Origin of the sequence: Paracoccus sp. S3-43 (assembly GCF_029027965.1) — a bacterium.
Lineage (GTDB): Bacteria > Pseudomonadota > Alphaproteobacteria > Rhodobacterales > Rhodobacteraceae > Paracoccus.
Map to the genome: position 1 here is coordinate 854,128 of NZ_CP119082.1, position 12,272 is coordinate 866,399.

The following is a 12,272-nucleotide window of genomic DNA, read 5'->3' on the forward strand; positions in this document are numbered from 1 at the left end:
CGCAGCCCTGCCGGCCGGGGGCTGGCCCGATGATCGTCCGCCCACGGCCCGGCCTGCTGACGCTGTTCTTCGTCCTGAAGGGGTCGATCATCCTGCGCACCTGGCCACAGCTTGCCGCCGTGGGCCTGTTGTCGCTGATCGTCGTGGCCGCCCATCGCCATGCGCCCCAGATCGTGCCGGCGATCAATCCCGCGCCGCTGACGCTGATCGGCATCGCGCTGTCCATCTTTCTCAGCTTTCGCAACAATTCCTGCTATGACCGCTGGTGGGAGGCCCGCAAGCTGTGGGGCCGGATCATCCACACCGCCCGCGACATCGCGCGGCAGACGGTGGTCCTGGATGACGCCGCGGACGGCCCGTCGCCCGAACGGCGCCGGATCCTGACCGACATCATCGGCTTCGGTCACGCGGTCGTCGCGCAATTGCGACACAGGACCAGCCTTCAGGCGGCGGGCGCCCCGGCCATCGCCCACCAGCCTGCGGACCGGATCCTGCATGAGGTCGCCGGGCTGGTCGGCTGGTTGCTGCGGCAGGGCCGCCTTGCCCCGGTCGAGGCGCTTGCCCTGAACGACAGCCTGGGACGGCTGACGCAGGCCCTGGTCGGTTGCGAGCGTCTGGCCAACACGCCCTTGCCCTTTGCCTATACGCTGCTTCTGCATCGCACGGCCTATCTGTTCTGCTTCCTGCTGCCCTTCGGCCTTGCCGACATGCTGGGCTGGTCCACGCCCCTGGCCGCCATGCTGGTCGCCTATACCTTCTTCGGTCTCGACGCCCTGGGCGAGGAACTGGAGGAGCCGTTCGGCCTGATGCCGAACAACCTGCCGATCGCCGCCTATGCGACGGTAATCGAGATCCACCTGCGATCCGCCCTGGGCGAGACGGACTTGCCCGCCACGCCGGTTCCTCAGGATTACGTGCTGACCTGACGCAGGCATCGGCCGCCGCACGAAAGCCATTGGCGGGGTTCGGTATTATCCTTGGACCGCCTGCGGCCCCAGCCCCACGAAAAGCGAGGATCCATGAGCCAACCCTATTGCGGCCCGGGCGTCGCCCCTGGTGGGTTGTGGACCGCCTGGAATCTCGATCCGCTGCTCTTGGCCGGGCTGGCGCTGCTGGCGCTGGCCTTGTGGCGAGGCGGGGCGGGCAGGGCGGGCGGCATCGCGGTCCTGGCGCTTGCCCTGGCCTTCGTGTCGCCGCTTTGCGCGCTGACCGTCTCGCTGTTTTCCGCCCGCGCGCTGCATCACCTGGTTCTGGCCGGGGTGGCCGCGCCCGCCCTGGCGCTGTCTTGGCCCCTGGCCGCGCGGTGGCCCGCGCAGGCCGGGGCGGCGGGGATGGCCCTGGCGATGGGGGCTTGGCACCTGCCTTCGGTCTATGATGCGATCTGGCGGTCCGATGCGGTCTATTGGCTGATGCAGGCGGCGCTGCTGCTGCCCGCCTGGGCCTTCTGGTCGGCGGTCCTGACCGGCCCGCGCCGCGCGGTGTTGGGCCACAGCTTCCTGACCATGGGGCTGGCGGGGGTGATGGGCTTTCTGGGCGCGGTGCTGACCTTCGCGCCCGCCGTCCTGTATGTCCAGCATGTCGATGGCGCGGCGCTGTGGGGCATGACGGCCCTGGACGATCAGCGGCTGGCCGGGCTGATCTTGTGGGTGCCGGGCTTCCTGCCGATGGCGGGTTTTTCGGGCTGGATGCTGCGCCGGGGCTGGCAGCGGGGCTTCGCGGCATGATTCGCGGCGCTGAAGGCGATCCACATCGCCGCGATGCTGTGCTGGTGCGCCGGGCTGATCGCGCTGCCGCTGCTGCTGATCGCCTATGGGCACGCGCAACGCCAGGTCCGCTATTCCGAATTCCGGCTGCTGACGCATTACGGCTATATCGGGTTTGCGACCCCCGCCGCCGTGATCGCCGTGGTGGCGGGCACCGCGCTGATCTTCGCGGCCGGGGTGTTCGACCTGTGGTTCATCGCCAAGCTGGCCTTCGTCACCCTGATGGCGCTGACCCATGCCTGGATCGGCCATCTGATCGAGCAGTCGGGCGCGCAACGCCAGGGCAGCGGCAGCGATCCGCGCCGGGGCTATGAGATGCCCTGGCCGGGGATCGCCCTGGCGGTCGGCCTGCCCTCGATGACGGCGGTGCTGTGGCTGGTGCTGGCCAAGCCGGATCTGGCCTGGGTCGCGGATCTGCTGCCCCAGTTCATGCAGGCGCCTAGGGGTCAGTTGCCATGACCCCGTTGCGTGCCGATCTGATAGTCGAAGACCAGCTTGCCGCCATGCCAACCGGTGACGGTGGTCAGCCCCACGCCCAGGGCCGAGATCAGGAGCCCCACCGGCAGCACCGCCGCCTGCGGGTCGGGCAGGCGGAAGCCCCAGTTGACGCCCAGGACCGACAGCAGCGTGCAGGCCAGGATGAAATGCGTCCAGCTGGGCGCGCGGATGCGGATGCCCGGAACGATCAGCAGCTCGACCGTCCCGACGATGCCCGCCAGCACGCCCATTACGAAGGCGATGCCCGCCGTCCAGACCGCCATGCGCGGCCAGAAGGCGTCGCCCGTCCACCAGAACATGCCGTCGGCGAACAGTGTCAGGAACGCCAGGGCGACGGGATAGGTGATCAGCATCGCATGGACCGGATGGCCCGCCAGGGCGATGGTCGATTCGGTGTCGTCGAAGGCCGAATGCTCCTCGATCGGATCGGAAAGGCGGCGCCGTTGGCTCCAGGTCCGTTTGGGTCGCATCGGTATCATCCTACAGGGTTGCGCATGGGGAAGTTTCGGGCGGTCCTTGCGGTTCCTCTGCTGGCCGGTTGCGATGGCGGCGCAAGCGCGCTGGCCCCCGCCGGACCGGCTGCGAACCAGATCGCGGCGCTGTGGTGGGCGATGCTGGCGGGGGCGGGGCTGATCACCCTGCTGGTGTTTGGATTGGCGGGCCTGGCGCTGTGGCGCGGCCCGCGCCCGGCCGGCGAACGCGGCTGGATCGTCTGGTGGGGCCTGGGCTTCACCATGTCGGTGCTGGCGGTCCTGCTGGGCTTCGCCCTGTGGACGGGCGAGCGGATGATCGCGCGCGACGGCGGCGCCTTGCAGGTCCGGGCCGAGGCCTACAACTGGGGCTGGCGCTTTACCCAGCCCGGTCCGGACGGTCCCGTCTTGACCGAGGGGATCCTGTATGTCCCGGCGGGCCAGCCCTTCGACATCGTGCTGACCAGCCCCGATGTGATTCATTCCTTCTGGGTGCCGCAGCTGGGCGGCAAGATGGATGCGATCCCCGGCCATGAGAACGTCCACCGCCTGCAAGCCGACGCCCCCGGACGGCACGAGGGGCTTTGCGCCGAATTCTGCGGCCTGGGCCATGCCGCCATGCGGTTCGAGGTGGTCGTCTATGATCCCGCCGCCCCGCCTGCCTTCACCTCTGCCGGAAGGGCGCCATGACCGAGGACATTCCCGCCAATCCCGCCCGCAGGGCCCTGCGCCTGCACCGCGAGATGGACCGCGTCTGGTCCGACCTGCCCGGCTGGCGGGGCAGCCTCGCCTCGGTCAACCACAGCACCATCGGGCTGCGGTTCATGGCGACATCCTTCATGTTCTTCGCCATCGGCGGCGTGCTGGCGATGCTGATCCGGGCGCAGCTTGCGACGCGGAACGGGGTGTTCCTGGACACCGCGCTGTATAACCAGATCTTCACGATGCATGGCAGCATCATGATGTTCCTGTTCGCCATTCCCATGCTTGAAGGGCTGGGGATGTGGCTGCTGCCCAAGATCCTGGGCGCGCGCGACATGGCCTTTCCGCGCCTGGGGGCGCTTGGCTATTGGTGCTATCTGTTCGGCGGCACGATCATCCTGGCGTCGCTGCTGCTGGGCGTGGCGCCCGACGCGGGCTGGTTCATGTACGTGCCCCTGTCCGGCAAGACCCATACCCCCGGCGTCAGCGCCGATATCTGGCTGCTGGGCGTGACCTTCGTGGAAATCTCGGCCGTCGCGGCGGCGGTCGAGATCATCGTGACGATCCTGCGGATGCGCCGGGCGGGGATGGGCCTGACGCGGATGCCGCTGATGGGCTGGTACATGCTGGGCACGGCGGCGATGATGCTGGTGGGGTTTCCGCCGCTGATCCTGGGGTCGATCCTGCTGGAGCTTGAACGCGCCGCAGGCTGGCCCTTCTTCGACGTGCTGCGCGGTGGAGATCCCCTGCTGTGGCAGCACCTGTTCTGGCTGTTCGGCCATCCCGAGGTCTATATCATCTTCCTGCCCGCCGCCGGGGTGCTGTCGACGATCATCCCGGTCTTCGCGCGCGTGCCGATCCTGGGATACGGCGCCATCGTCGCGGCGGTCCTGGGGCTGGTGTTCCTGTCCTTCGGGCTGTGGGTCCATCACATGTTCACCGTGGGCATCCCGCATATGGCGCTGGCGTTCTTTTCGGCGGCCTCGGCCCTGGTGGCGGTGCCGACCTCGGTCCAGGTCTTCGCCTGGATCGGCACGATGTGGGCGGGCAGGGTGGAGCTGCGCCTGCCGATGCTGCATGTGATCGGCTTTTTCCTGACCTTCGTGATCGGCGGGCTGACCGGGGTGATGCTGGCCATGGTGCCCTTCAACTGGCAGGCCCATGACACCGCCTTCGTGACTGCGCATCTGCATTACGTCCTGGTCGGCGGCTTCGTCTTTCCGATGATGGCGGGGATCACCTACTGGATGCCGATGATCAGCGGCCGGTTCCGGATCCGCGCCCTGGGCGAAGCCGCCTTCTGGCTGATCCTACTGGGCTTTCACGGCACCTTCTTCCTGATGCACCTGACCGGGCTTCTGGGAATGCCGCGCCGGATCGACCGCTATCCGGGCAACCCGGAATGGGAATGGCTGAACCTGGTGTCATCCATCGGCGGGATGGTGATGGCGGCGGGCTTCGCGATGTTCGTGATGGATATCGGGATGCAATGGCTGTTCGGTCGGCGCAGTCACCGCAACCCATGGCGGGCCGAGACGCTGGACTGGGCAATGGCGCTGCCCGCGCCGCCCTACAACTTCGCCTCGCTGCCCGGACCGCGCCATCCCGACAGCGGCGCGATCCTGCCCCTGGCGCGGGGCGAGGGGCTGCTGCCCGGCGCGCCAAGGCAGCGGCGAGAGGTTCTGGTGAGGGATGCAGGCACCGGCCGTCCCGACCACGTCGCGGTGGTGCCGGGAAACACCGTCCTGCCGATCTGGACCGCCGCCGCGCTTGGCAGTTTCTTCCTGCTGATGCTGGCGGGGCTTTACTGGCTGACGCCGCTGGCCATCTCGGCGATCCTGTGGGCGGGATGGCAATGGGGGGGCTTCATGGGCAGCCCGCGCGACGCGGCCCCGATCCCCGTCGCGCCCGGCCTGTCCCTGCCCGAGCATTGGCAGGTCCGCCAGAGCCTGGCCTACAGCGGCACGGTGACGCTGCTGGTGGCGGACGGGACGCTCTATGCCTCGCTGCTGTTCGGGGTGGGTTTCCTGACCGTCATCGCCCCGAACTGGCCCGCCCCGGAAAGCGGCCAGGGCCTTGGCGCGCTGCTGGCCGCCGGAGGGGCGCTGCTGTCCATCGCCGCAGCCACCCTGGCCGCCCGCCTGGCCGAGACGCAGCGCGACAGGCCGACCGGCGCCACTGCCGCCCTGACGGGAGTGCTGGCCGGGGGGCTGGCGCTGGCGCTGCTGGGCGTGCTGGCTTGGCAGGTGGACGATCCGCGCCGCCATGCCCGCGACGCCCTGCGTGGGGTTCTGCTGGGCCATGCGGTGTTCCACGGGGTCGTGGCGCTGATGCTAGGCCTGCGCTGCCTGTCCGACGCCCGGCAGGGACGGATCAGCGGGTTGCGCCAGGGCGCGGCGCCGGTCTGGCAGTTGTTCCAGACCTTCTGGCTGGCGACCGCTGCCCTGTCGCTGGGGATCGTCGCCTTGCAGGAGATCGGCTGATGGTCTGGGTCGCGCGGATGCTGGCCGGTCCGCTGCTGTGGGGCGCGCTGTTTTCCGCCGTCTATGCGCTGCACGGGCTGGGCTGTGCCTGGGACTGGCCCGCCCGCGCCACGCCCGCCGGTCCGCTGCATCCCCTGGCGATGATCCTGGCGTGGCTGGCAGGCCTGGCCCTGCACGGCGCGCTGATCCTGTGGAACCGGGCCGAGGGCAGCGCGCGGCAGGCGCTGCTGGTCCGCGCGGGCAACTGGATCGGCGCGGTCGCCAGCGCCGCCACGCTGTTTCCGGTGATCGTCCTGTCGACCTGCGGGTAAAAGGCCGTTTTGCGGGCTATTGCATATCTTCGAAGAAGCGCATACATCAAGACCCGCACAGGCCCACAGACAGGCTTTGTTGCGCTATCCCTTGGCTGTCGGATTCATGTCTGTGCGTCAGCGGGTTAGATTGACGGCATGAGCAAGCCTGTCCCGCTATTTCGCACGACGAACTGGTCCAGTTACAGTCAGGCTCTGAAGCGGCGTGGCTCGCTGATGGTGTGGTTTGACCGGAGATGTCGTGGTTCGCGGCGCTGAAGGGCAAGCCTGGCCATCCTGAGAGGTTCTCGGCGGCGGCCATCCAGTTCTGCCTCTCGATCAAGGTGCTGTTCGGGCTGCCACTACGGCAAACGACGGGGTTCGTGGAGAGCCTGCTGAGCCTGTCCGGGCTCGACTGGCAGGTGCCGGATTACACGACGCTTTGCCGCCGGCAGAAGCACCTGAAGGTGCAGATCCCGTATCGTGCATCATCCGGACCGTTGCACTTGCTGGTGGACAGCACGGGTATCAGGTTCTCTGGTGAGGGTGAGTGGCAGGTGCGCAAGCACGGGGCCAGCCGCCGCAGGCAATGGCGCAAGATCCACATCGGTATCGATGCTGAAACGCTTGAAGTTCGCGCGGTGGAGATGACGAGCAACCGCATCGGAGATGCGCCCGTTCTGCGCGATCTGCTGGCGCAGGTCCCGCTGCAAGAGCGGATCGGCAGCGTTACCGCCGACGGCATCCATGACACCAAAGGATGTCACACCGCCATCGCGGCCCGAGGGGCCGATGCCATCATACCGCCGCGACGAAATGCCAGGGTCTGGAAGGGCCACGATCCCGGCCTGCAGGCGCGAAACGAAGCGCTACGTGCCTGCAAGCGGTTCGGGCGGGCCAACTGGAAGAAATGGTCCGGATATCACCGACGAAGTCGCGTCCAGGCCAAGATGAGATGCCTCAAGCTCCTCGCGATCGGCTGATCAAGCTGGCGCAAGACGGCGGATCGTGTCGCCGCACGGGTCGGTCAGGACAGATCCTCGATGATGTAGTCCTCCCAGTCTTCCTCGGTAACCGAGACCTCGCTGACGGTCCAGCCGCGTACGCTGGCGCCGGCGAGGTGGACGGTCTCTGGGTCGCCGGAGATCAGGGGGTGCCATTTGTAAAGCGGCCGCCTCTCGTGGCGCAGGCGATAGGCGCAGGTCGCGGGCAGCCACCAGGCGATCTCGGCCAGCTTGCGGGGCGTCAGGACCACGCAGTCGGGGACATAATCGTGGCGGTTGGCATAGCTGCTGCACTGGCATCTGTCGCCGTCCAGCAGCTTGCAGGCGACGCGGGTGAAGGCCAGCTCGCCCGTATCCTCGTATTCGATCTTGTTCAGGCAGCATTTGCCGCAGCCGTCGCACAGCGCCTCCCATTCGTCGGGCTGCAACTGGGGCAGGGGCAGTTCCCAGAACCGGTCGCGCATCAGGCGCCCGCCAGCACCGCGCGGGCCTGGTCGGCGTCGGCGGCGATCTGGTCGATCAGCATCTGTACGCTGTCGAACTTCGCTTCGTCGCGCAGGAATTCGACCAGCCCGACGGACAGGTGCTGGCCATACAGATCGCCGCTGAAATCGAACAGGTGAACCTCAAGGTTTGGCGCATTGCGGCCGAACATCGGGCGCACGCCCAGGCTGGCGACGCCCTGGCAGGACAGCTTGTCCGGTCCGGTCAGCACGTCGACCACCACGGCATAGACGCCCAGGCGGGGCAGGTGCAGGTCGTCGATGCGCATGTTGGCGGTGGGCCAGCCGAATTCCCGGCCGCGCTTGTCGCCGTGGACGACCTCGCCCTCGATCCGGTGCAGGTGGCCCAGCATCCGTTCCGCGTCCCGAGGGCGCCCCTCGGTCAGCGCCTGCCGGATCGCGGTGGAACTGTAGTCCCGCCCGCCCGCGCCGACCAGCGGCACCACGGTCACGCCGAAGCCAAGCTGGCCGCCCAGGTCGCGCAGCGTGGCGACAGTGCCCGCCCGGTCCTTGCCGAAGACGAAATCGGCGCCGACGGTGACATGGGCGACGCCCAGCCCGCCCACCAGCACCTCGCGGGCGAAGGCCTCGGGCGACAGTCCCGCCAGCACCGCGCCGAAGGGCAGTTCATACAGCTGTTCCACCCCCAGCCGGGCCAGCCGGTTGGCGCGCGATTCCGAATTCATCAGCCGGAAGGGCGCGGCGTCGGGGGCGAAGAACTGCCGGGGGTGGGGTTCGAAGGTGACGATGCCCAGGGGCGCGCCCGCTTGGCGCGCGGCTTCGATCACGGCGCGGTGGCCCAGATGGACGCCATCGAAATTGCCCATGGCGACCGAGGCGCCGCGGGCGCCTGCCGGAAGACCTGTCCAGTCGCGGTGGATCTGCAAAGGGTGCCCTCACTGGGGCGGCCCGGCGCCCCGTCAGTCGAACTTGCGGCTTGGCGCCAGAACGACCGCCTCGCCTTTCAGGACGACCGTATCACCTACGAGGCAGCGGGTTGCAAGCGTGACCCGCCGTTTCGCGTGGTCGATGGCACCGACCGTCACCTCGGCGCGCACGGTGTCGCCGGGACGGACCGGGGCCATGAACGTCAGCGTCTGGCCCAGATAGACCGTGCCATGCCCCGGCAGCTGTTCCCCGATCACCGCCGAGATCAGCCCGGCGGTCAGCATCCCGTGGGCGATGCGCCCCTAGAAGATGGTGTCCTGGGCGTAATCGTCGTTCAGATGCACCGGGTTGCGGTCGGTCGAGACCTCGGCGAACAGTTCGATGTCGCGGTCGGTCACCTGCTTTTGCAGATGGCGGGTCATCCCGATCTCGAGATCCTCGATGACGATGGTGCCGCGGGGCAGATTGTCGAACATGCTGCGTTCCATGGGGCTGGCCGAACCGGATGCGATGGTGCTGCATAGCAGCGAAAACTTCGCCGCGCAACAAAAGTTACGGTCACTTCCACCAAAGTATAATATTGTTGCTGGGCCGATCTCGGATGGCGCAGAACACACGGCCCTGCGCCTGCCCTTCAGCGCAGCCGGCCGATGCTGTATTGCGGGGTCAGGGCGTGCCCTTCCAGCCAGTCCAGCAGCAGGGCGTTGTCCGGGTTCTCGACATCCGGGCCAAGCGCGTCCGCCGCAAGGCCGCCGGTCACGAACAGCACATCCAGCCCCTGGTCCAGCCCGCCCTTCACATCGGTGAAGATGCCGTCGCCCACCGCCAGGATCCGCGCGCCCGGCGCGAGATCCAGCAGCCGCCGCGCCCGGTCGTAGATCGGCGGATGCGGCTTGCCGAAATACAGCGACGTGCCGCCCAGCCCCTCGTAATATTCGGCCAGGGCGCCGGCGCAATAGATCCGCGTCTCGCCCATGTCCACGACCACGTCCGGGTTGGCGCAGAGCAGCGGCAGGCCCCGGTCGCGCGCCTGGATCAGGCGGTCGTGGTAATCCTGCGGCGTCTCGGTCAGTTCCTCGAAGGGGCCGGTCGCGACGATGCCCTCGGCCTCCTCCAGCGGCACGCGCCGGATCGGGGCGGCATCGGCGAATTCGGCGGGAATGTCGTCAAAGAAGCCGTCGTCCTTGTCGGAGCCGATATGCCAGACCCTGCGGCCGACCGCGCCGGAAAACATCGCCTCCTGCGCGGCGTCGCCCGAGCTGACCACGATGTCCCAGGCGTCGCGCGGCACGCCCATGCGGTCCAGTTGCCGGATCACATACTGGTTCGGGCGCGGCGCATTGGTCATCAGCACGACCCCGCCGCCGTCCTGCCGGAAGGTCTGCAAGGCCGCGATGGCGGCGGGATAGGGCTGCTTGCCGTTGTGCAGGCAACCCCACAGGTCGCAGAACAGCACGTCGTAACCGGCGCCGATCTGCGACAGGGACTGGATGATCCGGGTCATTGCAGGGCGAGGACCGGGATGATCTGCTTCTTGCGGCTCATCACGCCGGGCAGGACCATGGTGTCGCCGCTGGCAGGCACCCCGAAGCTGCGTTCGGCCAGCAGGCGGACGAAATCGTTGGGAATCAGCAGGGTCGCTTCCCCGCGCAGGATGTCGACGATGAAGCACAGCACCTCGTCCGCGCCATCCTCGGCCGCGACGCGCGGCATGGCGGCGATCAGCGCGTCCTTGCGCGCCAGCAGCACCTGGGGCGCGGTGGTTTCCAGAACCGTGATGCGCAGCTGCTTGCCGCCCAGTTCGTATTCCTTGCTGTCGGTCCGCAGCAGGGCCTCGTCGCTGAAGGCGCTGATGTCCGACTTGGCGGCGAACATCTGGGCCGCATAGTCGGCGATGGTGATCCCCAGATCGGCGGCCAGCTTTTCCGCCACGGCGCGGTCATGGGCGGTGGTGGTCGGGCTGCGGAATTCCAGCGTGTCCGACAGGATGCAGGTCAGCATCACGCCCTTGATCGCCTCGGGGGCGCGGGCCATGTCGTCGCCGATCAGGTCGTGCATGATCGTGGCGGTGCAGGCCAGCGGGCGGATGGTGATGTTGATCGGCACGCGGGTCTTGATGCCACCCGCCAGCAGGTGATGGTCGATGATCTCGATCACCTCGGCCTGGCCCAGGCTGGCGGGCAGTTCGGCGGGGTTGTTGGTGTCGACGATCACGCACTGGTCGCCCGCCGCGACATCGGCGATGATCTGCGGCTTCGGCAGGTTCCAGCGGTTCAGCATCCACAGGGCTTCGGTATTGGGTTCCCCTTGCAGGACCGCCTGTGCGGGCGTCTTGCGCACCTCGTTCAGATACCAGGCCCAGATGATGGGAGAGCCGGTCGAATCCGTATCGGGAGAGGTATGGCCGAGGACCTTGATCATGATGCACCTTCGCAGCGTCTGGATGTCGCGCGCGTTATAGGACGGGCGCGGGGGGATGTCCAACGGCGGGATGAGGGCGGCCAAGGGGCCGTGGTGCCGGTTGCAGGAATCGAACCCGCGACCTTCTGATTACAAATCAGCTGCTCTACCAGCTGAGCTAAACCGGCATGACGCGCGAGGGGCGGCGCTTTCTGCCTAGCGGTTGCGGGCCGGTTCCGCAAGCGGGGAAAGCGGTTTGACAGTGCGGGTGGCCCCGCCGCAGGATCGGGTGGACCGCATCGGCCGGAATCGCGCCGATCTGGCCGAAATCGCGGTCCTGCCGAGGATCGAATTCGCCCTGCCCTGAGGGGACGCCGTGTCAGCGCCCCACCAGCCGGTCGTATTGCGCGGCGGTCAGATAGCCGGTCGCCTCCATGTCGTTGGCGCGCTGCCAGGCGGCGAGGGCGTTGCGGGTGCCCCGGCCGAAAACGCCGTCCAGGCCGCGCGTATCGAACCCGCGTTGCGTCAGCCCCGCCTGCACCGCCTGGCGCTGCTGGCGGTTCAGTCCCAGATCCGCCTCGGTCCCCGCCGGGCCGACGGCCGGGGCGGTGGTCGAGGGCCGGGTGGCGGCGGTTCCCTGCAGGATCTCATTGGCCTGGGTAGCGTTCAGCGTGCCGGTCTGGGCATAGTTGCGGTCGCGCTGCCACAGGGCGATGGCGCGGCGCGTACCAGGGCCGAAATTGCCGTCCGCCCCGTTCGTGCTGTAGCCCAGCCCGTTCAACTGGCGCTGGATCTGCGCGCGCTGCTGGCGGGACAGTCCGGCAGTGTCCGTCTGGCTGGGATTCGTCGGGACGACCCCGGTCCCGCCGCCCAGCCGCTGGACGCGGTCGCGCGCCTGTTCGGCATAGGCGCCGTTCGGGAACTGGCGCAGATAGGACTGATAGGCCGACAGCGTGTCGGCGCTTTGCGCCTGGGCGAAGGCGGCGCGGTCCTGTTCCTGTTGCAGATACTGGCGGGCCACCCCGCCGACGATATCGCCCAGATCCTGCGCCTGCGCGGGCGCCAGGGTGACGGCGGCGGCAAAGGCCGCGGAAAGCATCGTTCTGACCATCGAAAGGCCCTTTCGCGTTCAAGCCCCAAATCCGGGGCGCCGAAGCTATAGCGCAAAAAGGGGCATCGGGTTCCGGCGGGGGCAAAGGCGGCCGGGACCGCAAACAAAGAAAAGGGCACCCAACGGGCGCCCTTTCAGGTCTGGACCGGAACCGGCCTGG

The 12,272-nt window shown here is 68.2% G+C and carries 12 protein-coding genes, 1 tRNA gene and 2 pseudogenes; 7 read left to right on the forward strand and 8 right to left on the reverse strand.

The window, feature by feature from the left end; genetic code table 11:
• Positions 1-29: 29 nt before the first annotated feature.
• The 3 genes from PXD02_RS04410 (at position 30) to PXD02_RS04420 (ending at position 2,222) form a co-directional block, all read left to right on the forward strand.
• Positions 30-926, forward strand: coding sequence for a bestrophin family protein (locus tag PXD02_RS04410; protein WP_275105711.1), 897 nt, complete (start codon positions 30-32; stop codon positions 924-926).
• A gap of 93 nt (positions 927-1,019) precedes the next feature.
• Entirely contained in the window at positions 1,020-1,724 is a 705-nt protein-coding gene (locus PXD02_RS04415; RefSeq protein ID WP_275105712.1) for a cytochrome c oxidase assembly protein, read from the forward strand.
• Between the two features lie 18 nt (positions 1,725-1,742).
• Positions 1,743-2,222, forward strand: coding sequence for a CopD family protein (locus tag PXD02_RS04420; protein ID WP_275106359.1), 480 nt, complete (start codon positions 1,743-1,745; stop codon positions 2,220-2,222).
• Here PXD02_RS04420 and PXD02_RS04425 read toward each other — a convergent pair.
• The gene (locus tag PXD02_RS04425; RefSeq protein WP_275105713.1) at positions 2,210-2,731 is read right to left on the reverse strand and encodes a DUF2231 domain-containing protein; all 522 of its coding nucleotides are present in this window, start codon (positions 2,729-2,731) and stop codon (positions 2,210-2,212) included. The two genes, PXD02_RS04420 and PXD02_RS04425, sit on opposite strands and share 13 nt — an antisense overlap.
• Before the next feature lie 24 nt (positions 2,732-2,755).
• On the opposite strand from PXD02_RS04425, the gene PXD02_RS04430 reads away from it, so the two are divergent.
• From PXD02_RS04430 to PXD02_RS04445, 4 genes and pseudogenes are all read left to right on the forward strand, one after another.
• Positions 2,756-3,421 (forward strand): cytochrome c oxidase subunit II, encoded by a 666-nt coding sequence (locus PXD02_RS04430; protein WP_275105714.1) that lies wholly within the window; start codon positions 2,756-2,758, stop codon positions 3,419-3,421.
• Positions 3,418-5,916: a cytochrome c oxidase subunit I gene (gene ctaD / locus PXD02_RS04435; protein ID WP_275105715.1), complete on the forward strand. Its 2,499-nt coding sequence runs from the start codon at positions 3,418-3,420 to the stop codon at positions 5,914-5,916. The genes PXD02_RS04430 and ctaD overlap by 4 nt, the downstream gene beginning before the upstream one ends.
• On the forward strand, positions 5,916-6,227 hold the full coding sequence (locus PXD02_RS04440; RefSeq protein ID WP_275105716.1) for a hypothetical protein: 312 nt from the start codon (positions 5,916-5,918) through the stop codon (positions 6,225-6,227). The genes ctaD and PXD02_RS04440 overlap by 1 nt, the downstream gene beginning before the upstream one ends.
• Positions 6,228-6,365: 138 nt before the next feature.
• Positions 6,366-7,177, forward strand: a pseudogene (locus tag PXD02_RS04445) (IS5 family transposase); the annotation flags it as partial.
• 56 nt (positions 7,178-7,233) lie between these two features.
• Here PXD02_RS04445 and PXD02_RS04450 read toward each other — a convergent pair.
• From PXD02_RS04450 to PXD02_RS04480, 7 genes and pseudogenes are all read right to left on the reverse strand, one after another.
• A complete protein-coding gene (locus tag PXD02_RS04450; protein WP_275105717.1) occupies positions 7,234-7,674 on the reverse strand; it encodes a YcgN family cysteine cluster protein in 441 nt (146 codons plus the stop codon).
• The gene (locus PXD02_RS04455; RefSeq protein ID WP_275105718.1) at positions 7,674-8,600 is read right to left on the reverse strand and encodes a bifunctional riboflavin kinase/FAD synthetase; all 927 of its coding nucleotides are present in this window, start codon (positions 8,598-8,600) and stop codon (positions 7,674-7,676) included. Before PXD02_RS04455 ends, PXD02_RS04450 begins: the two co-directional genes overlap by 1 nt.
• Positions 8,601-8,633: 33 nt before the next feature.
• A pseudogene (locus PXD02_RS04460) lies at positions 8,634-9,077 on the reverse strand (MaoC family dehydratase).
• 158 nt (positions 9,078-9,235) lie between these two features.
• Positions 9,236-10,105 (reverse strand): TIGR01459 family HAD-type hydrolase, encoded by an 870-nt coding sequence (locus PXD02_RS04465; RefSeq protein ID WP_275105719.1) that lies wholly within the window; start codon positions 10,103-10,105, stop codon positions 9,236-9,238.
• Positions 10,102-11,022: a manganese-dependent inorganic pyrophosphatase gene (locus tag PXD02_RS04470; protein WP_275105720.1), complete on the reverse strand. Its 921-nt coding sequence runs from the start codon at positions 11,020-11,022 to the stop codon at positions 10,102-10,104. Before PXD02_RS04470 ends, PXD02_RS04465 begins: the two co-directional genes overlap by 4 nt.
• 91 nt (positions 11,023-11,113) lie before the next feature.
• A tRNA-Thr gene (locus PXD02_RS04475) sits at positions 11,114-11,189 on the reverse strand.
• 191 nt (positions 11,190-11,380) lie between these two features.
• On the reverse strand, positions 11,381-12,112 hold the full coding sequence (locus PXD02_RS04480; RefSeq protein ID WP_275105721.1) for a peptidoglycan-binding domain-containing protein: 732 nt from the start codon (positions 12,110-12,112) through the stop codon (positions 11,381-11,383).
• Positions 12,113-12,272: the final 160 nt, after the last annotated feature.